This is a genomic window from Mumia quercus, from assembly GCF_025506335.1.
Taxonomy (GTDB): Bacteria; Actinomycetota; Actinomycetes; order Propionibacteriales; family Nocardioidaceae; genus Mumia; species Mumia quercus.
Map to the genome: position 1 here is coordinate 64209 of NZ_JANZYO010000005.1, position 19116 is coordinate 83324.

The 19116-nt window shown below is 71.0% G+C and carries 20 protein-coding genes; 10 read left to right on the forward strand and 10 right to left on the reverse strand.

Annotation, left to right across the window (positions count from 1 at the left end; translation table 11 throughout):
• Position 1: 1 nt before the first annotated feature.
• Entirely contained in the window at positions 2 to 1651 is a 1650-nt protein-coding gene (locus NYZ95_RS12505) for an FAD-dependent oxidoreductase (protein WP_262851648.1), read from the forward strand.
• A gap of 16 nt (positions 1652 to 1667) precedes the next feature.
• On the opposite strand, the gene NYZ95_RS12510 is transcribed toward NYZ95_RS12505, so the two are convergent.
• Entirely contained in the window at positions 1668 to 2168 is a 501-nt protein-coding gene (locus NYZ95_RS12510; RefSeq protein WP_262851649.1) for a MarR family winged helix-turn-helix transcriptional regulator, read from the reverse strand.
• A 79-nt stretch (positions 2169 to 2247) separates the two neighbouring features.
• On the opposite strand from NYZ95_RS12510, the gene NYZ95_RS12515 reads away from it, so the two are divergent.
• Positions 2248 to 4455, forward strand: coding sequence for an LLM class flavin-dependent oxidoreductase (locus NYZ95_RS12515; protein WP_262851650.1), 2208 nt, complete (start codon positions 2248 to 2250; stop codon positions 4453 to 4455).
• Positions 4456 to 4510: 55 nt separating this feature from the next.
• Positions 4511 to 5035 (forward strand): Dps family protein, encoded by a 525-nt coding sequence (locus NYZ95_RS12520; protein WP_262851651.1) that lies wholly within the window; start codon positions 4511 to 4513, stop codon positions 5033 to 5035.
• Positions 5036 to 5092: 57 nt separating this feature from the next.
• On the opposite strand, the gene NYZ95_RS12525 is transcribed toward NYZ95_RS12520, so the two are convergent.
• The 4 genes from NYZ95_RS12525 to NYZ95_RS12540 all read right to left on the reverse strand — a co-directional run bounded on the left by NYZ95_RS12525 (position 5093) and on the right by NYZ95_RS12540 (position 9037).
• Positions 5093 to 6010: a glycine betaine ABC transporter substrate-binding protein gene (locus tag NYZ95_RS12525; RefSeq protein WP_262851652.1), complete on the reverse strand. Its 918-nt coding sequence runs from the start codon at positions 6008 to 6010 to the stop codon at positions 5093 to 5095.
• A 54-nt stretch (positions 6011 to 6064) separates the two neighbouring features.
• Positions 6065 to 6934, reverse strand: coding sequence for an ABC transporter permease (locus tag NYZ95_RS12530; RefSeq protein ID WP_262851653.1), 870 nt, complete (start codon positions 6932 to 6934; stop codon positions 6065 to 6067).
• Entirely contained in the window at positions 6927 to 8210 is a 1284-nt protein-coding gene (locus tag NYZ95_RS12535) for a quaternary amine ABC transporter ATP-binding protein (RefSeq protein ID WP_262851654.1), read from the reverse strand. The genes NYZ95_RS12530 and NYZ95_RS12535 overlap by 8 nt, the downstream gene beginning before the upstream one ends.
• A 290-nt stretch (positions 8211 to 8500) precedes the next feature.
• Positions 8501 to 9037: a class I SAM-dependent methyltransferase gene (locus tag NYZ95_RS12540; protein WP_262851655.1), complete on the reverse strand. Its 537-nt coding sequence runs from the start codon at positions 9035 to 9037 to the stop codon at positions 8501 to 8503.
• Between the two features lie 47 nt (positions 9038 to 9084).
• Here NYZ95_RS12540 and NYZ95_RS12545 point away from each other — a divergent pair, with 47 nt between their 5' ends.
• The gene (locus NYZ95_RS12545; protein WP_262851656.1) at positions 9085 to 9666 is read left to right on the forward strand and encodes an HhH-GPD-type base excision DNA repair protein; all 582 of its coding nucleotides are present in this window, start codon (positions 9085 to 9087) and stop codon (positions 9664 to 9666) included.
• A gap of 73 nt (positions 9667 to 9739) precedes the next feature.
• Here the strand turns inward: NYZ95_RS12545 and NYZ95_RS12550 are convergent, their stop codons facing one another.
• Positions 9740 to 10426, reverse strand: coding sequence for a fasciclin domain-containing protein (locus NYZ95_RS12550; RefSeq protein ID WP_262851657.1), 687 nt, complete (start codon positions 10424 to 10426; stop codon positions 9740 to 9742).
• Positions 10427 to 10448: 22 nt separating this feature from the next.
• Positions 10449 to 12002 (reverse strand): molybdopterin-dependent oxidoreductase, encoded by a 1554-nt coding sequence (locus NYZ95_RS12555; RefSeq protein ID WP_262851658.1) that lies wholly within the window; start codon positions 12000 to 12002, stop codon positions 10449 to 10451.
• A gap of 131 nt (positions 12003 to 12133) precedes the next feature.
• Between NYZ95_RS12555 and sigK the strand changes: the two genes are divergently transcribed.
• Positions 12134 to 12730 (forward strand): ECF RNA polymerase sigma factor SigK, encoded by a 597-nt coding sequence (gene sigK / locus NYZ95_RS12560; RefSeq protein WP_262851659.1) that lies wholly within the window; start codon positions 12134 to 12136, stop codon positions 12728 to 12730.
• Complete coding sequence (locus tag NYZ95_RS12565) at positions 12727 to 13452, forward strand: anti-sigma factor (protein WP_262851660.1); 726 nt, start codon at positions 12727 to 12729, stop codon at positions 13450 to 13452. The genes sigK and NYZ95_RS12565 overlap by 4 nt, the downstream gene beginning before the upstream one ends.
• 3 nt (positions 13453 to 13455) lie before the next feature.
• On the opposite strand, the gene NYZ95_RS12570 is transcribed toward NYZ95_RS12565, so the two are convergent.
• On the reverse strand, positions 13456 to 13995 hold the full coding sequence (locus NYZ95_RS12570; RefSeq protein WP_262851661.1) for a mycothiol transferase: 540 nt from the start codon (positions 13993 to 13995) through the stop codon (positions 13456 to 13458).
• A gap of 110 nt (positions 13996 to 14105) precedes the next feature.
• On the opposite strand from NYZ95_RS12570, the gene NYZ95_RS12575 reads away from it, so the two are divergent.
• Genes NYZ95_RS12575 through NYZ95_RS12590 form a run of 4 tightly spaced genes read left to right on the forward strand, consistent with a single transcriptional unit; the run spans position 14106 to position 17279 of the window.
• Complete coding sequence (locus tag NYZ95_RS12575; RefSeq protein ID WP_262851662.1) at positions 14106 to 15263, forward strand: LLM class flavin-dependent oxidoreductase; 1158 nt, start codon at positions 14106 to 14108, stop codon at positions 15261 to 15263.
• Complete coding sequence (locus NYZ95_RS12580; protein ID WP_262851663.1) at positions 15260 to 15880, forward strand: FMN reductase; 621 nt, start codon at positions 15260 to 15262, stop codon at positions 15878 to 15880. Before NYZ95_RS12575 ends, NYZ95_RS12580 begins: the two co-directional genes overlap by 4 nt.
• A gap of 48 nt (positions 15881 to 15928) precedes the next feature.
• Positions 15929 to 16351, forward strand: a complete 423-nt coding sequence (locus NYZ95_RS12585; RefSeq protein WP_262851664.1) for a hypothetical protein — start codon at positions 15929 to 15931, stop codon at positions 16349 to 16351.
• 43 nt (positions 16352 to 16394) lie between these two features.
• Entirely contained in the window at positions 16395 to 17279 is an 885-nt protein-coding gene (locus NYZ95_RS12590) for a glycosyltransferase family 2 protein (RefSeq protein WP_262851665.1), read from the forward strand.
• 7 nt (positions 17280 to 17286) lie between these two features.
• On the opposite strand, the gene NYZ95_RS12595 is transcribed toward NYZ95_RS12590, so the two are convergent.
• Both NYZ95_RS12595 and NYZ95_RS12600 read right to left on the reverse strand, forming a co-directional pair.
• Positions 17287 to 18147: an ABC transporter ATP-binding protein gene (locus NYZ95_RS12595; RefSeq protein WP_262851666.1), complete on the reverse strand. Its 861-nt coding sequence runs from the start codon at positions 18145 to 18147 to the stop codon at positions 17287 to 17289.
• 4 nt (positions 18148 to 18151) lie between these two features.
• On the reverse strand, positions 18152 to 18964 hold the full coding sequence (locus NYZ95_RS12600) for an ABC transporter permease (RefSeq protein ID WP_262851667.1): 813 nt from the start codon (positions 18962 to 18964) through the stop codon (positions 18152 to 18154).
• Positions 18965 to 19116: the final 152 nt, after the last annotated feature.

Below are 19116 nucleotides of genomic sequence, written 5' to 3' on the forward strand. Positions count from 1 at the left end.
CGTGTCGCAGCAACGACGCACCGTCATCGTCGGAGGTGTCGCCGCGGGCATGTCCGCCGCGACCCGCCTGCGCCGCAACGACGAGCACCGCCACATCGTCGTGCTCGAGCGGGGTCCTCACGTCTCGTTCGCCAACTGTGGCCTGCCGTACCACGTCGGAGGCGTGATCGAGGAGCGCGACGAGCTCCTGCTCCAGACACCCGCCTCGCTGGCGGCACGCTTCGGACTCGACGTGCGCACGCGCCACGAGGTCGCCGCGATCGACCGCGAGCGGCGCGTGGTGTCCGTACGGGACCTCGAGAGCGGTGAGACCTACGAGGAGTCGTACGACGAGCTGGTGCTCGCGACCGGCGCGCGTGCCGTCCGGCCGCCGCTCCCGGGCATCGACCGCGCGCACACCCTGCGCGACCTCGACGACATGGACGCCATCCTGGCGCAGCTCGACGGGTCGTCCGGCGCGCGAGCCCGTACGGCGGCCGTGGTCGGCGCCGGCTTCATCGGGCTCGAGCTCGCGGAGAACCTCGCCCACCGTGGTCTCGACGTCGCCCTCGTCGAGCGCGAGGCGCAGGTGCTGCCACCTCTCGACGTCGAGATGGCCCTGCTCGTGGGCCAGCGACTGCGCGAGAACGGCATCGACGTCCGGACGAGCGCGGCGGTGACGCGGATCGACGACGCGAGCGTCAGGCTCGACGACGAGACCGTGCTGCCTGCCGACCTCGTGGTGACCGCCGTCGGCGTGGTGCCCGAGTCCGGGCTCGCCGCGCGGGCAGGGCTCGCGGTGAGCGAGCGAGGTGGCGTCGAGGTGGACAGCCAGCAACGGACGAACGACCCGGCGATCTTCGCCGTGGGCGACGTGGCCGTGAAGCGGGACGCGATGACCGGTGAAGGGACCCTCGTGCCGCTCGCGCAGACCGCCAACCGGCAGGGTCGTCTGGTCGCCGACGTCATCGCCGGGCGCGACGTCGTGGCGCCCCCGGTGCTCGGCACGGCCGTGGTCGGCGCGTTCGGGCTGACGGCGGCGATGGTCGGCTGGAGCGAGAAGCGGCTGCGTGCCGCCGGTCGGCCGGTACGGGTGATCCACACGCACCCGAGCGACCACGCCGGCTACTACCCGGGTGCGCGGGCGATGGCGCTCAAGCTCCTCGTCGATCCGACGACGGACGCGATCCTCGGCGCGCAGGGCGTGGGGGAGGCCGGGGTCGACAAGCGGATCGATGTGATCGCCACGGCGATGCGCGGTTGCCTGCGAGCGAGTGACCTGGCCGACCTCGAGCTGGCGTACGCCCCCCAGTACGGCTCCGCGAAGGACCCGGTCAACATGCTCGGGATGGTCGCCGACAACCTCGCTGCCGGTCTCACGGAGACCGTGCAGTGGCACGAGGTCGAGGCGGCGACGCGAGACGGCGCCACCGTGGTGGACGTCCGGACGCCGGGCGAGTACGCGTCGGGGTCGCTGCCCGGTGCGCTGAACGTGCCGCTCGACGAGCTGCGCGAGCGTCACGAGGAGCTGCCCGACGGCCGCCTCGTCGTGACGTGCGCCGTGGGGCAGCGCGGGCACACCGCCTCCCGGCTGCTGCGGCAGCTCGGGCGGGGCGACGTCGCGAACCTCGACGGCGGCTACCGGACGTGGAGCCAGGTGGCCGGGGTCTGAGGTCGCGGGCAGCGGATCAGTCGTCCGCGGCCAGCGCCTCTCGGCACTGAGGGTCGTCCTCGGCGGCACGCGTCAGCCGTGCCCCGAGGAGGGCGCCGGTCTCGGCCAGCTGCTCCACGCGGTCCGGGCCGAGCGTCTCGAGGACGAGCGCGCGCAAGGATGCTTCTCGGACCGCGCGCGCCCGCGCGGCTGCCGTACGCCCCTCCGGCGTGACCACGACGTCGGCGCTGCGCCCGTCCGCGACGCAGGTCTCCCGTGCGACGAGGCCGCGCTGCTCCATGCGGCGGATCTGGTGCGAGAGGCGGCTCTTCTCCCACTCCAGCGCGACTCGGAGGTCGCGCGAGCGTCGCCGCCCGGCCGGGGCGTCCGAGAGGGCCTCGAGGACGCAGTAGTCGGCGTCCGACAAGCCGGTCTCGCGCGTGATCTCACGGGCGAGGTGCCGCACCAGCCGCTCGTGCGCAGAGGCGTACGCGCGCCACGCGTCGAGCGGCGTCTCGGTCGTCGGGGTTGCGGTCACACGTCCACGGTACCTCGGAGGTTGATGTGTCATCCACTGCGCGCTACGGTTGACCTATCAACCAAAACCGGAGGACCCCATGCCCGACTACGGCCACGAGCTGAGATTCGGCACGTTCATCACCCCGCAGAACACCGCGCCCGACCAGGTCGTCGCGCTCGCCCGGCTGAGCGAAGATCTCGGGTTCGACCTGGTGACCTTCCAGGACCATCCGTACCAGCCGGCGTTCCTCGACACCTGGACGCTGCTCAGCTTCGTCGCCGCGCGCACCCAGCGCGTGCACTTGGCGCCGAACGTCCTCAACCTCCCGCTGCGCAACCCCGCCGTCACCGCCCGCTCGGTGGCGAGCCTCGACCTCCTCTCCGGCGGTCGCATCGACCTGGGTCTGGGGGCAGGCGCGTTCTGGGAGGCCATCGAGGCCATGGGCGGACCCCGGCTGACGCCGGGGCAGAGCGTCCAGGCGTTGAGCGAAGCCCTCGACGTCATCCGGGGGATCTGGGCGGCAGACGAGCGCGGCGGCGTGTTCGTCCAGGGTGAGTTCCACTCCGCCCACGGTGCCAAGCGCGGCCCGGCGCCGGCCCACGACGTGCCGATCTGGCTGGGTGCGTACAAGCCGCGGATGCAGCGGCTGATCGGCCAGAAGGCCGACGGCTGGCTGCCGAGCCTGAGCTACCTCCAGCCGGGGGACCTCGAGCGCGGCAACGCCGTGATCGACCAGGCGGCGCAGGCCGCCGGACGCGACCCGCGCGAGATCCGCCGGCTGCTGAACATCACGGGCGGTGGCACGGACCCGCGGGCCTGGGTCGACCAGCTCCTGCCGCTGGTGCTGGCCGACGGCGTCAGCACGCTCATCCTCCCGGCCGACGATCCGGAGACGATGCGCGCGTTCGCCGAGGAGGTGATCCCGGCGCTGCGCGAGGAGGTGGCCGCCGAACGCGCCGATTTCCCTTCCGCGGGGACAGGGCGTAGCGCACGCGCCCTGTCCCGCCGCGTGTCGGGCATCGACTACGACGCCGTTCCCGCCTCGCTCGCCGCCGACGCGGTCGAGCCCGGAGACCCCACGTACGCACGGGTCCGGCACAGCTACGTGCACCGCGGCAGCCCGGGTCTCGTGCTGCGCCCGGCCGACACCGCGCAGGTCGCCGAGGCGGTCGCGTACGCCCGCCGGCAGGACGTCCCGTTCGTGGCCCGCAGTGGGGGGCACGGCATCGGCGGACGCTCGACGAACGACGGCGGGATCGTCGTCGACCTCGGCCGCCTCAAGACCGTCGAGGTCCTGGACCGCGACCGCAGAATCGTCCGGCTCGGGGCAGGACTGCGGTGGCGCGAGGTCGCCGCCGCGCTCGCTCCGCACGGCCTGGCGGTCAGCTCGGGCGACTCCGGCGACGTCGGGGTCGGCGGGCTGGGCACGTCCGGAGGCATCGGTCTCCTCGCCCGCAGCTACGGGCTGACAGTCGACCACGTGGTCGGCGCGGAGGTCGTGCTCGCCGACGGGACGGTCGTCCGTGCCGACGCCGCGCACCACCCGGACCTCTTCTGGGCGGTGCGCGGGGGAGGGGAGTACGTCGGGATCGTGACCAGCCTCGACATCGAGGCGATGGAGCTCGGGGACATCGTCCTCGCGGTGATCGTGCACCAGGTCGACGACACAGCCGGTTACCTCGCCCGGCTGGGCGAGCTGGTCGAGCAGAGCCCGCGTGCGCTCACGCCGTTCACCACGGTGTTCCCCTCCGGCGACGGGCAGACGTTCGCGCGGGTCATGCTGGTCTGGGCGGGCGACGACACCGAAGCAGCGGTGGGCGCGATCGAGCGGTTCCTCCACCTCGCGCCGGTGCTCCAGCAGCAGGCGCAGGTCGCGCCGTACAAGGGGATCATCCGGTCCACCGGCGACCCCAGCGCCGGCCATGCCCAGCCCGCCACCCGGTCTGCGCTGGTCGCGCACCTCACCGACGAGCCCGTACGCACGGCCGGCCGGCTGATGGACACCGGCCGGCTGCAGCTGATCCAGGTGCGTGCCTTCCCTGGGGCCGCCGGCGAGGTGGATCCTGCCGAGACGGCATTCGCGCACCGCGACCGCGCGTACAGCGTCCTCGTCATGCCGGGCGACGATCCGGGGGTCGACGACGAGTGGGACCCCGTCGTCGACGCGCTCTACGGCAACTTCGAGACCGTCACGACGCCGGAGACGGTCGCGAAGGCTTTCCCGCCTGCGACGCTCTCGCGCCTGCGCGAGGTGAAGGCCACCTACGACCCCGACGGTGTGCTGGGACGCACATCGCTCGGGTGATTGATCCGAAAGTGCTCGGGCACCGAGTCCTTGAGTCGAAGAAGGAGGAGCTTTCATGAGCAAGACGACGAGTGACAAGCGCCGTACGGTCGAGGCGCCGTTCCGGGCCTCGCAGCAGATGGCCGACCACCTTCAGCAGATCCACGTGGACCTGATCGACCTCCACCTCATCGGCAAGCAGGCCCACTGGAACGTCGTCGGCAAGAACTTCCGCGACCTCCACCTCCAGCTCGACGAGATCGTCGACGCGGCACGTCAGTTCAGCGACGACGTCGCCGAGCGGATGCGCGCCGTCTACATCACGCCCGACGGGCGCGCGGCGACCGTCGCGAAGCACAGCAGCCTGCCGGAGTACCCGGCCGACGAGGTCGACACCGCCGAGACGGTCGACCTCGTCGCGAGCGCGCTGCACGCGGTCGCGGCGACGGCGCGTCGGATCCACGACGACGTGGACGAGGAGGACCCGACCACGGCAGACCTGCTGCACACCATCCTCGAGCGGATCGAGCAGCTGGCGTGGATGGTGGAGTCGGAGAACCGCATCGCCAACCGGAGCATCCCGCGCCCGGTCCACGAGTAGGCACTCACACGACGACGGCCGGTCCCGCAGGGACCGGCCGTCGTGCTGTTCCTCAGGTCAGCTGACGCCGGCCTTCTTCTTGAGGTCCTCGACGAACGTCGAGTTGTCCTCGAGCCACTGCTCGACCGCGTCCTCCTCGTCGACGTCGTCGCCCGAGTTGAACATCAGGTTCTCCAGCGAGAACAGCTGCTCGTCGTCCAGGGTGAACGCGCCGATCAGCTCCTCGAGGTCGCCGAAGCGCTCGCCGAAGTCCTTCGCGCCGTAGGCGTGGATCTCCTCAGCCGCTCCGAGCTTGCCCTCGGGGTCCTCGAGGTCGCGGATCGGGAACTCGTCGTACGCCCAGTGCGGACGCCACAGCGTGACGGCGATGTTGTCGCCCGAGGCGGTCGCGCTCTTCAGCTCGGCCAGCATCGCCGGCGTCGAGGAGATGACGTAGTCCATCTTCTCCAGGCCGTAGGTCGGGACGACCTCCTCCTGCGTGACCTTGGTGAGGCCCGCGCCCGCCTCGATGCCGACGAGGCGGTTGCCGTAGGCGTCGGCCATGCCGGCGAGATCCTCGAGGGACTTCGCCGGCGAGCTCTCGTTGACCGCGATCGTCAGCTTGGCGTTGTCGTACCAGGTGCCGAGGTCGGTGATGTCGTCACCGAACTTCTCGAGGTACGAGGCGTGCGTGAGCGGCAGCCAGGTGTCGAACGTGACGTCGAAGTCCCCGCCGGCCAGGCCGGTGAAGATGATCCCGATGTCAGCCGTCTCGGTCTCGACCTCGTAGCCCTCGTCCTCGAGGATCGCCTTCCACAGGTGAGAGACAGCGATGCCCTCGTCCCACCCTGAGGGGATGCCGATCGAGATCGTCTTCTCCTCGTCGCCGCTGGCCGAGTCGGACCCGCCGCAGGCGGCGAGCCCCATGCTCAGCACGAGCGCTGAGGAGGCAGCGGTGACGCCTCGGAGGAGTCGAGAGGTGCGTACGCGTGACATGTGTTCCTTCCTTCGGCGGACCCGGGGGACCACCTGGGTTGGGGTGGTGGTCGCTCAGACCAGGCCGGTGGCCAGAGACTTCGCGACCGGGGTGCGGGCGGACAGGCCCGCAGTGACGCGATCGAGGAAGATCGCGAGGATCACGACGGAGATGCCGGCTTCGAATCCCTTGCCGACATCCACGCTGCTGAGGGCGGCCACGACGTCGCGGCCGAGCCCGTCGGCGCCGACCATGCCCGAGATCACGACCATCGACAGCGCCAGCATGATGACCTGGTTGACGCCGGCCATGATCGTCGGCATCGCCAGGGGCAGCTGGACCTGTCGAAGGATGCGGCCCGGAGTCGCACCGAACGCCTGGCCCGCCTCGACGACCTCGGCGTCCACCTGGCGGATGCCGAGCTCGGTGAAGCGGACGCCCGGGGCGAGGGCGAAGATCACGGTCGCGACGATGCCCGGCACGACACCGGTGAGGAAGATGACGACCGTCGGGATCAGGTAGACGAAGGCAGGCATCGTCTGCATGAAGTCCAGCACCGGCTTGACGACCGTGGAGACGGTGTCGCTGCGGGCGCTCCAGATCCCGAGCGGCACCGCGATCGCGAGCGCGATCAAGGAGGCGAGGATGACCAGCGCGAGAGTCTTCATCGCGTTGTCCCACTGGTCGACGCTGGCGACGAGCGTGAACCCGGCCACGGTGACCAGAGCAAGCTTCCAACCCTTCGCGACGAGCGCGATCACGGCCAGCAGGGCGGTGACGACCCAGAACGGTGGGGCCAGGAGCAGCTCGCTCAGCACGTCGTACGCACCGGAGAGCACGTCCTTGACGAACCCGAACAACGGGCGGAAGGTCTCGGTCACCCAGTCGACACCGGTCTCGACCCACTCGCCGAGCGGCATCCGGGGGACAGTGCTGTCACTCATCGCCGTCTCCCATCGTCTTGTCCACCGGCGCCATCGCGGCCAGCAAGGTCACTCGTGGCACGACGCCCACGAGCCTCCCGTCCTCGTCGGTCACCGGGACCGGGAGCGCGTCCTCGGCGGCTGGCGCGAACACGTCCGCGAGCAGGGTCGTCGTCCGCACCGCAGTGACGCCCTCGCGGATCGCGCTGGCGATGGTGCTCTTGCCGTCACGGAGCGCGGCGACCGCGTCGACGTCGTGCACGACACCGCGGAGCACGCGTTGACGGTCGACGACGTAGGCAGCGCTCACCTGCGCCTCGCGCATCGTGCGGCTGGCCTGGCGAGGCCCACCGGAGGCGGGGACGACGGCGGCGGGTCTGACCATCACCGAGGACGCGGTCAGGACACGGCTGCGGTCGACGTCGGCGACGAACTGCGCGACGTAGTCGTTCGCGGGGTCGGACAGGATCTGCTCGGCGGTGCCGACCTGGGCGATCCGCCCGTCGCGCATGACCGCGATCCGGTCGCCGAGGTACATCGCCTCGTTCAGATCGTGGGTGATGAAGACGATCGTCTTGCCGAGGCGGCGCTGCAGGTCGAGCAGCTGCTCTTGCATCTCCCGCCGGATCAACGGGTCGAGCGCCGAGAACGCCTCGTCCATCAGGAGGATGTCGGTGTCGGCCGCCAGGGCACGCGCCAGTCCCACTCGTTGGCGCATGCCGCCCGACAGCTGCGACGGCAGCGAGGTCTCCCAGCCGTCGAGCCCGACCATCGCGAGGGCCTCGGCCGCCTTCGCCCGTCGTTCCTTCTTGCGCATCCCCTGGATCTCCAGCGGGTACGCGGCGTTGTCGAGGACCGTGCGATGGGGGAGCAGCGCGAAGTGCTGGAAGACCATGCTGAGGCGAGCCCGTCGCAGGGCGCGCAGCTCCTTCGCGTCCACCGCCGAGAGATCGTCGTCGCCGATCAGGACGCGTCCTGCGCTCGGACTCCACAGACCGTTGAGCATGCGGATGAGCGTCGACTTGCCCGAGCCCGACAGGCCCATGACGACGAAGATCTCTCCGGCGCGGATCTCGAGGCTGGCATCGATGACGGCAGCGGTCCCGTACGGCTTGACCTCGTCGCGGCTCGCCCCTGCCTCGAGGCGGCGCAGCGCCTCGGCGGGGCGGCGTCCGAAGACTTTGGAGACGTTCTCGACGCGCAGGGCGACCGGCGCTTCGCCGACGGTGGCCGCAGCAGCCTCCGGAGGCGGCACGAGCTCGGCATCGGTTACCGGATCTGCAGTGGGGGACGTCATGACGGACTTGTTCGCCACCTTTCGGTCGATCGCTGCGCGCGTCACGTCGGGGTCGACGCGAGAGGCGTAGGGGTGCAGCCTCGCTGTCTGGTCGCGACGTCGGCATCGTCGTGGATGCGCTGACCGGGACCCGCTGGTGGCGGGCGCGCCGTGCGGTGGGACGTCGCGCTTGTGCATCTTGCCTGGTCAAGGTCACGGAAGGTAACGGCAGGGGCGCTGGGTGGGCCTTACGGGGCGTGTGCAACGCGCGCGGGCCCTCGCTGAGCAGGGACGATCGGCGTAGGCCTTTGTTATTGCTTCGTGATCGGGCTGTCGTCGACCGCAGCCGCGAACGCCGCGAGGCGCGCCCTCGGGGCAAGGGTCGTCATGGTGGAGAAACCCCCACCCGAGAGCGACCGGACGACGCCGTCGGCCGCCTTCGGGCCGACCGAGCCTGACGGCGTCTCGTAGAACAGCCACAGGCTCCCTCCCCGGCGCAACACGCGACGCAGCTGAGCAGACAGGGCAGAGGCGTCGGTGGTCCAGAAGACGTTGACGTTCACGGCGAAGACGACGTCGTACGCGTGGTCGGGGAGCTCGGCGACGACGTCCTCGATCGCTCCCCGTACGACCTCCCAGCGCGCCGCGGACCCGACGTCGGTGCACCTCTGCCGGGTACGACGCTCGGCCACCTCAGAGCGGTCGACGCTCACGTACGATCCGCCGGCGCCAAGGCGAGCGAGCACGAGCTGCGCGGCGGCCCCCGAACCGCCGCCGATCTCGAGCACGGCGCTCGACGGCGTCAGAGGCAGCGCGTCCACGGCAGCGGCGACACGATCGGGCACCATGCCTCACCGTATGACGCACATCGGGTCGGCCTTGGGATGATCGGAGCATGAGCCTCAACCTCACCGGTGATGCTGACGCCGACCAGCTCCTCGACTCCGACCCGTTCGCACTTCTCGTCGGGATGCTGCTCGACCAGCAGTACCCGATGGAGGCGGCGTTCGCCGGCCCGCTCAAGATCGTGCAGCGCGTCGGCACCCTCGACGTCGCGACGATCGCCGAGTACGACCCGGAGGCGTTCGCCGCGCTCTGCGCGACCCCGCCCGCGGTGCACCGCTACCCGGGTTCGATGGCCAAGCGCATCCAGGAGCTCGCGTCGTACCTGATGAGCGAGTACGACGGCGATCCCACGCGGCTCTGGACCGACGGCGACCCGGACGGCAAGACCGTGCTCAAGCGCCTCAAGGCCCTGCCGGGGTACGGCGAGCAGAAGGCACGCATCTTCCTCGCGCTCCTCGGCAAGCAGCGCGGCATCGAGCCCCGCGGATGGCGCGATGCAGCCGGTGCGTACGGCGAGGACGGCTCTCGCCGTTCGATCGCCGACGTGGTCGACGCCCAGACCCTCCAGGAGGTGCGGACCTTCAAGAAGGAGCAGAAGGCAGCGGCGAAGGCGGCCAAGGCCAAGGGCTGACCCGACGCTGGTCGGCCTGCCCCACCCGCGTCGTACGCGGGCGGAGCAGGCCGGGTCCGGACGATGCCGTGGCTCAGGCTGCCGGCGGCATCAGCACCGAGTCGATGAGGTAGACGGTCGCGTTCTCCGTCTTCACGCCGCCGCAGATCACCGCGGCGTTCTCGGCGCCGACGGTCAGCGCATCAGGGTCGCCCTTGACCTCGAGGTCGGCGCCGTTCACGGTCTTGTGGGTGCCGACGACCTCGTTCGGGGCGAGCTGTCCCGGCACGACGTGGTAGGTGAGCACCGACGTCAGCGTCTCCGCGCCGGCCGGCTTCGACAGCTCGGTGACCGTCGCCTTCGGCAGCTTGGCGAACGCCTCGTCGACCGGGGCGAACACCGTGAACTCGTCACCGTTGAGGGTGTCGACGAGGTTCACGTCCGGGTTGAGCTGACCGCTCACCGCCGCCGTCAGGGTCTTGAGCAACGGGTTGTTGCTCGCCGCGGTCGCCACCGGCTCCTGCGCCATGCCCTCGATCGAGCCGGGCCCGTCGGGGACCTGCTCGGCATACGCGGCGCAGCCCGGGCCGACGAGGTCGGAGGACGCGTCGGACATCGCGTCGTCGGTCATCTCCGAGGTCATCTCCGAGGCGCTCGGCGTCGAGTCGTCCGAGCTCGAGCCCGAGTCGGAGTCGTCGCCGCCGCACGCCGAGGTGACGAGTGCCAGTGACGCCAGCATCGCGGCCGCAGCGAGGTGAGTCTTGCGAAGGGTCGTACGCATGATCGTGCCTTCCTGTCGTCGGTCAGTCCACCGAGAACCTGACGCTGTGCCAGCCGGTGGCACCGTCCGGGCGCGGTTCGGCCCGGTCGGAGGTCTGTGGGGTGCCGTCCGCGTCGATCGCGCGGACGGTGAGCGTGTGGTCGCCCGGCGTGGCGTCGCGCCAGTGCCAGGTCCACTGCCGCCAGGTGTCGAGGCCGTCCTGGGGGGCGAGGGTCGCGGTCTCCCACGTCCTGTCGTCGACCCGGACCTCGACGCTGCGTACGCCGACGTGCTGGGCCCACGCGACTCCGCCGACGCGCACGGCGTCCTGGTCGAACGACTGGAACGACCGAGGGACGTCGATGCGCGACGCGAGCTTGATCGGAGCCTGCTCGGCCCACCCGCGCTCGGTCCAGTACGCGTCGAGCTCGGAGAACCGCGTGACCTCCAGGTCCACCAGCCACTTGGTCGCCGACACGTACCCGTACAGGCCCGGGACGACCATCCGCGCAGGGAACCCGTGGTCCAGCGGCAGCGGCTCCCCGTTCATCGCGACCGCGACGAGCGCGTCCCGCCCGTCGAGCACGGCGTCGAGCGGGGTGCCGATCACCATCCCGTCGGCGCTCGTCGACTTGAGCGCGTCCGCGCCGTCGCGGACGCCCGCTCGCCGGAGCAGGTCGGCGAGCGGGACGCCGATCCAGGTGGCGTTGCCCGCGTACGGGCCGCCGACCTCGTTGGAGACGCAGGTGAGCGTGATGCGGCGTTCGACCAGGCGCATGTCGAGCAGGTCGGCGAAGGTCAGCTCGAGCTCCTCCTCCACGTCGCCGTGGATCCGTAGCCGCCAGGTGTCGGCAGGGACGTCTGGCACGATCAGCGCGGTGTCGACGCGGTAGAAGTCACGGTTCGGGGTCACGTACGAGGTGACGCCGGGCAGCGGGTCGAGCCCGGTCGGAAGGGCGGGCGCGGGACTGATCGGCGTCGGGATGCGCAGGCGCGAGCGGGACACCGCCGCCTCGGAGCCGCCCGCGACCCGCGTCACCGCACCGCCCGCGGCGGCGACGGCAGTGGTGCCGAGCACGGCGACGAGGAAGCGACGGCGGTCGAACCCCGAGGGCAGGTCGTCACCGGGGCGACGTGCAGGCTCGCTGCGGGCGGGCCCGGGAAGCACCCGCAGGAGGGCGAGGAGCGCACCGACCGCGACGGCGGTCGCCACGACGGGTGCGAAGAGGGCGACCGCGGGCCGGGCAGGCGTCGAGGTGTCCACCGCGGTCGCTCCCGCCGCGACCGCCCCCACGGCCACGACGAGGGCGACCGCGGCCCGGCGGTGCGTCACGCCGACCGCACCCGCCGCCGCGGCGAGCGCCACGAGCACCACCGTCATCCCACCCAGCAGCACCGCCTTGTCGGCCTCGCCGAAGGTCCGTACCGCGACGTCCTTCACGTACCCCGGCGTCACGGAGACCACGGCGTTGCCGACGGCGACCAGGGGTGACGGGCCCCCGACGACGGCCGCGACGGCGGTGCCGACCACGACGCCGGTGCCCGCGGCGAGCACGCCGCAACCGGCGGCGAGGAGACGGACACGGTTCGCGGTCATGTCCCTGTTTCGCGGCGAGGGGCGACACGGATGGGTCGCTCAGGAGACAATCGTCGGACGGGAGTTCCTACCCATCCGCGGGGCAGGCTGTGTCGAAGACCTGATGACAGTCCCTCGTACCAGGAGAGCCGATGCCAGACGCCGAGCGCAGCCGGGCCGCCCGCGACGAGAGTCCTCCCTTCGCGGAGGACGCGGTCGAGACGCTGATGGGTCGGGTCGCACGCGGCGACGAGCAGGCGTTCGCCGAGGTGTACGACGCGTTGGCCGGTGCTGTCTTCGGTCTGGTACGGAGGGTGCTGCGTGATCCGGTGCGTTCGGAGGAGGTGACGCAGGAGGTGTTCCTGCAGGTGTGGCAGACGGCTCCGCGCTTCGATGCGCGGCGTGGGCGTGCGAAGACGTGGGTGCTCACGCTGGCGCACCGCCGTGCCGTCGACGCGGTCCGTCACGACCAGGCGGCGGCGAACCGCGACGCGCGCTACGACTGGTCCGGGGGACCCGCGTACGACCAGGTCAGCGACGAGGTGACCGTACGCCTCGAGCACGAGCAGGTACGCCGATGCCTGGGCACGCTCACCGACCTGCAGCGCGAGGCGGTCGGTCTGGCGTACTACCAGGGGCACACCTACGCGGAGGTCGCCGTGATCCTCGAGGCCAACCCGGCGACGGTCAAGACCCGGCTGCGCGACGGGCTGATCCGTCTGCGTGACTGCCTGGGGGTGACGGCATGACCATCGATCCCCACATGCTCGCCGGCGCGTACGCCCTCGACGCCCTCGACAGCGACGAGCGCGCCTCGTACGAGGCCCATCTGGCCGAGTGCACCGACTGCGCGGCCGAGGTCGTCGGCTTCCGCGCGACGGCCGCGCGGCTCGGCGACGCGGAGGAGAGCGAGCCGCCGCCTCGCCTGCGTCGCGCGGTCCTGGACGCGGTGGCGCGCACCCCCCAGGAGCATCCCGTCGTCACCGACATCACCAGCGCCCGGTCGTGGCGCAGGGGTTGGCCGGCACGGATCATGCTCGCCGCGGCGGCGCTCGCCCTCGTCGTCGGCGCCGTCGGCTTCGGGTTGGCGCAGCGCGACCGTGCTGATCGTTACGAGGCTCAGCAGTCGGGCATCACCGCCGTGCTGTCAGCGCCCGACGCGGCGATGGCCACGGCCCCTGTCGAAGGCGGTGGGACGGTGCGCGTCGTCCAGTCGGCCGAGCTCGGCAAGGCCGTCATGGTCGTGTCCGACCTGCCGCGGCTCAGCGACGACCGCGACTACCAGATGTGGACCGAGTCCGACGGCACGATGCACAGTGCCGGCGTCCTGCCGCGAGACGAGCAGGGATCGCGGGGTGCGCACCTGATGGACGACGTCTCGGGGGTGACGGCGGTCGCGATCAGCGTCGAGCCCGCCGGCGGCTCCGAGGAGCCGACCAGCGACCCCATCGTGACGCTCAGGACGTCCTGAGCCTCACCCCAGGCCCGCGCGCTCGGCGATGCCGCGGACGTACGCCGCCTGGCCGAGGTGCTGGAGGCTGTCACCGAACATGCTCACGAGCCGCACCGCGGCGGTCACGGGCGGGTCCCAGCGTTCGTCGACGACGCGAGCGAGCTCGGGGACGTCCACGCCGTGCAGGTACGAGCGGAGCCGGCCGGTCACGTCGTGGTGGTAGCCGGCGAGCTTTTCGCCGCTGACCGCCACCGCTGCGACGTCGTCGGCGGACTGGCCGTAGCCGGTCGCGGACTTCGGGAAGGGAAGGCCGAGCTCGTCGTACCAGCCGCCGTCCGTCCATGCCTGGAGCGACCCGAGGAGGTCGGCGCCGTGGTCGTCGAGCACGCGGGACTGGTGCCACACGAGCCAGCAGATGCTGTTGGACTCGGCGTCGGGGCGGAACGTGCCGATCGGCAGGGGGAGGTCACGGGTGAGGTCGTCGACGAGCTCGTCGATGCGGTCGAGCTGGTCGAGGAGCATCGCTCGCAGGGCGTCGAGGGCAGCGGAGTCATTGCTCATGGGAAGCCACGTTAGTGCGAGAGGAATACGCGGGGTAGCAAGATAGTTGAAGGCTGTACTAGATTGGTTCCAGAGCGACCGCGGGAGCGGTCAGACAAGGGGACGAGCAGATGCAGTTCGGGATCTTCACCGTCGGTGACGTCACGACCGACCCGACGACGGGCCGCACGCCGACCGAGCACGAGCGGATCAAGGCCACGATCGCGATCGCGAAGAAGGCGGAGGAGGTGGGCCTCGACGTCTTCGCGACCGGGCAGCACCACAACCCGCCGTTCATCCCCTCGGCGCCGACCACCACGTTGGCCTACATCGCCGCCCAGACCGAGCGGATCATCCTCTCGACCTCGACGACGCTCATCACGACCACCGACCCCGTGCGCATCGCAGAGGACTACGCGACACTCCAGCACCTGTCGGACGGCCGCAACGACCTGATGATGGGTCGCGGCAACACCGGCCCGGTCTACCCGTGGTTCGGCAAGGACATCCGTCAGGGCATCGAGCTGGCGATCGAGAACTACCACCTGCTGCGCCGCCTCTGGACCGAGGACGTCGTCGACTGGGAGGGCAAGTTCCGTACGCCCCTGCAGGGGTTCACGTCGACACCGCGCCCGCTGGACGGCGTGCCGCCGTTCGTCTGGCACGGGTCGATCCGCAGCCCCGAGATCGCCGAGCAGGCGGCCTACTACGGAGACGGGTTCTTCTCGAACCACATCTTCTGGCCCGCGAGCCACACGCAGCGGATGGTCGCCTTCTACCGCCAGCGCTTCGAGCACTACGGCCATGGCGCCGCCGACCAGGCCATCGTCGGGCTCGGCGGTCAGGTCTTCATGCGCAAGAACAGCCAGGACGCCGTGAACGAGTTCCGTCCGTACTTCGACAACGCGCCGGTCTACGGCCACGGTCCGAGCCTCGAGGACTTCGCGCGGGAGACCCCGCTGACGGTCGGCAGCCCGCAGCAGGTCATCGAGCGGACGCTGGGCTTCCGGGACTACGTCGGCGACTACCAGCGTCAGCTCTGGCTGATGGACCATGCGGGGCTCCCCCTGAAGACGGTGCTCGAGCAGCTCGACCTCCTCGGTGAAGAGGTCGTCCCCGTGCTGCGCAAGGAGTTCGCGGCGCTCAAGCCCGCCCACGTCCCCGAGGCCCCGACCCACGCGTCCCTGGTCGCCGCCGCCGGCGGCGCCCGGGACACCACCGTCCACGCAGCCGGCGACGCCGTCACCGGCACCTCCGACCGCGAGACCACGAACGAGGTGAGCGCATGAGCACGGCCCGCAAGATCGCGGTCGTCAGCGCGGGGCTGAGCCAGCCGTCCTCGACGCGCCTGCTCGCCGACCGGCTGGCCCAAGCCGTCGGCGACGACCTCCTCACCCGTGGTGTCGAGGCGCAGGTCAGCGTCCACGAGCTGCGGCAGCACGCCCACGACATCACCAACGCGATGCTCACGGGCTTCGCCCCAGAGGGTCTGCAGGAGGTCGTCGACGACGTCGTCGCCGCCGACGGCCTGATCGTCGTGACGCCGATCTTCACCGCCTCGTACTCGGGGTTGTTCAAGTCGTTCTTCGACGTGCTGGAGAAGGACGCGCTCGCCGGCAAGCCGGTGCTGATCGCCGCGACGGCGGGAACGGCACGCCACTCCCTGGCGCTCGAGCACGCGCTGCGGCCGATGTTCGCCTACCTGCGGGTGGTCGTCGTGCCCACCGCGGTCTTCGCTGCGTCGGAGGACTGGGGAGGCGTCGACGGCGTCAGCGGTGCGCTCCAGTCGCGGGTCGAGCGTGCGGCCGGCGAGCTGGGCACGCTCGTCGCGGCGCGCGCGAGCGACCGGCCTGCGGACCCGTTCGCGTTGACGACCTCGTTCGAAGACCTGCTCTCGGGGTCCTGATCCGCGTGCCTTCGAGGTCCGCCCACCGCGGTGTGCTGTGATGCGGTCATGCGAACGCCCGTGACGTTGACGGAGCGGGCGAGGGGGTACGGGCTGTGGCCCGGCGACCTTCTCGCCCGCCTCCCTGGCGCGCACGTCGAGCACGTGACGCACCGCTATGACGAGGCTCGGCTCGTCGTGTCCCTCGCGCTGCCGGGGGATGCCTCACCCCTGGACGGCACCCCTCTGCAGGTCCTCCTGACCTTCGACGACGCGCGTCTGCGGACCCTTCGGTCCGGCTGGCGCGCGCGGCTCGGACGTTCCCGTACGTCTGCCGTGCCCGAGGTCGTCGAGCTCGTACGGGGCCGGCTCGGCGGGTACCGGTTGCTGCACACCACCGGACGCCTCGCCGTCCGTGCCTCGGGACTGGTCGTCGACGTCGTCCCGGTCGCCGTCCCCGATAGCATCCGCGCCGCCGCGCTCGCGTCCTAGCCGCTCGCTCCTGGCGCCGGTCGGGCTCGGTACGGTGACCCCTGTGATCCCACCCGCTCGCCCCCAGGTCGGTGTCGTCGTGCTCACCCAGGGCACCCGTCCCGACGACCTCGACGCCGCCCTCCGCTCGGTCCTCGCGCAGCGCGCCGTCGACGTGGACGTCGTCTGCGTCGGCAACGGGTGGGAGCCGACGGGGCTGCCCGAGGGCGTCCGTCCGCTGGCGCTGCCCGAGAACCTCGGCATCCCCGCCGGACGCAACGCGGGCGTCCCGCACGTACGGGGGGACCTGCTGCTCTTCGTCGACGACGACGCCCGGCTGGAGGGGGAGGACTTCCTCTCCCGCGCCGCCGCCCTCTTCGCCGCCGACACCGACCTCGGCGTCGTGCAGCCGCGTGTCGAGAGCCCCGGCGAGACCGCCCCGACGCGCTGGATCCCGCGGATGCGCAAGGGCGATCCCCGGCGTTCGTCTCCGGCCTTCTCGCTGTGGGAGGGCGTGCTCGTCGCGCGCCGGGCCGCCTTCGACGCGGCCGGCGGCTGGGGTGACGAGTTCTTCTACGCGCACGAGGGCATCGAGCTGGCGTGGCGGGTGTGGGACGCGGGGTACGAGGTCTGGTACCGCGGCGACCTCGCGTGCCTCCACCCGGCGATCGACCCCGCTCGGCACGACTTCTACTACCGGCTCAACGCACGGAACCGGGTGTGGCTGGCTCGCCGCAACCTCCGCTGGCCGTTCTCCTGGGCGTACGTGGCGACCTGGACGCTGGTGGCCCTGCTGCGGGGAGTGCGCTCGTCGGCGGGACGCCGCGCGCTGCGGCCGTGGTTCGCGGGATGGCGCGAGGGCTGGCGTACAGGCCCGGGGGAGCGGCGTCCGCTGAAGTGGCGCACGGTCCTCGCCATGACGCGGCGAGGGCGCCCTCCCGTCGTCTGACGCCGGGTCAGACGACGGAGCGGAGGCCGTCGGTGTCGTCGTCCTCGTCGTCCTCGTCGTCGTCCTCGTCACCGAGGAGCCCACGGCGGCGCATGCGCCGCATCCGGCGCTCGTGACGGCGACGCAGCGCAGCCTCGTCGCCCGACTCGCTGAAGTACTTCTCGACGACCTCGGCGATCGGGCCGTCGTGGACGAGCTGACCCTCGCGCAGGTAGAGGCCGCGGGTGCAGAAGCGCGTCAGGTTCGCCTCGCTGTGGGAGACCATGAACAGCGTCCGGCCCTCGCTGAGCATCTCGTCGATCCGCTCGAAGCACTTGTCGCGGAACGCCCGGTCGCCGACGGCCAGCACCTCGTCGACGAGCATGATCGGCTCGTTGAGCCGCGACACGACGCTGAAGGCGACACGGACCTTCATCCCGGACGAGAGGTGCTTGTACGGGGTGTCGACGAAGTCCTCGATCTCGGCGAACTCGACGATCTCGTCGAACGACGCCGCGATCTGCTTCTTGGACATGCCGTGGAGGCCGGCGGCGAGGTAGATGTTGTCCCGCACCGTCAGGTCCCCGACGAAACCGCCCGTGATCTCGATGAGCGGGGCGACCCCGCCGTTCACCACGGCACGGCCCTCGTCGGGGATGAGCACGCCGGCGATCGTCTTCAGCAGCGTCGATTTGCCCTGGCCGTTGCGGCCCACGACGCCGATCGCCTCGCCCGGCTGGACGTCGAAGGAGATGTGCCGCAGACCCCAGAACTCGCCCGCCCGGACGCCGCCCTGACCCCGGAAGACGAGGTCGCGGATGCTGCGGTGGCGTCGTGACCGGTGGAACCGGACCGAGACGTCCTGGACGGAGATGATGGGTTCGGACATGGGTCTAGAGCTCCTTGAGGACCGTGCGCTCGAGGCGGGCGAAGATCCACCACCCGAGGGCGAGGACGACCACGGAGACGGCTGCGGCGTAGCCGACGTGGAGCCAGTTGAGGTAGTGCGGGAAGATCCCCGAACGGAACAGCTGGAGGATGTCGGAGACCGGGTTCGCGACGTACACCCAGCGGATCTCCTCGGGCAGGCGCGTCGTCGAGTACAGCACCGGCGAAGCGTAGAAGAAGAGTCGGAGGAAGATCGCGACGACCCTGTTGAGGTCGGGCACCAGGACGGTGAGGACGCTCAGCGCGAGGCCGATGCCGCAGAGCAGCACGGCCATGATCACGAAGGCCAGCGGCAGCGTGTACAGCATGTTCCAGTGGAGCGGGACCTGGAACGCGATCAGGAAGCCGGCCAGCACGGGCAGCGCGAAGAGGTACTCGACGGCGTTGGAGGCCACCACCCGGAGGACCCAGATCTCTCGGGGCAGGTTCGTCGAGCGGATCAGCCGCGACGAGCTGCGCAGCGCCTTCGCGCTCTGCGAGACGGTCGAGTTGAACCACTGCCAGGGGAGCATGCCGGCCAGGAGGAAGACGATGTACGGATCGTCGCCGGGGACGTCCCTGGCGAAGAGCATCGTGAACACGGCCCAGTAGACGAGGCTCATCAGGAGCGGGTCGAGGACCGTCCACACATAGCCGAGGACGGAGTTGGCATACCGGACCTTCAGGTCCCTGCGGACCAGCAGGAGGAAGATCCGCCGCGCGCCCCAGATGGCGCGGACACGCGCCCAGGGCGAGCGGGTGTAGCTCGAGTCGACCATCGATCCCTCTCGTCAGGTGTCGCGTCCCCGCGGGGACGACCCCCGGCACAGCAGGCCTACTCTACGTGCGCCGCTCCTGGAACCCACGCCTACCCTCCGGCTCGGGGCTCGTGGCACAAGTTACTCTCTAGGTCGTGACTACGATAAGAAAC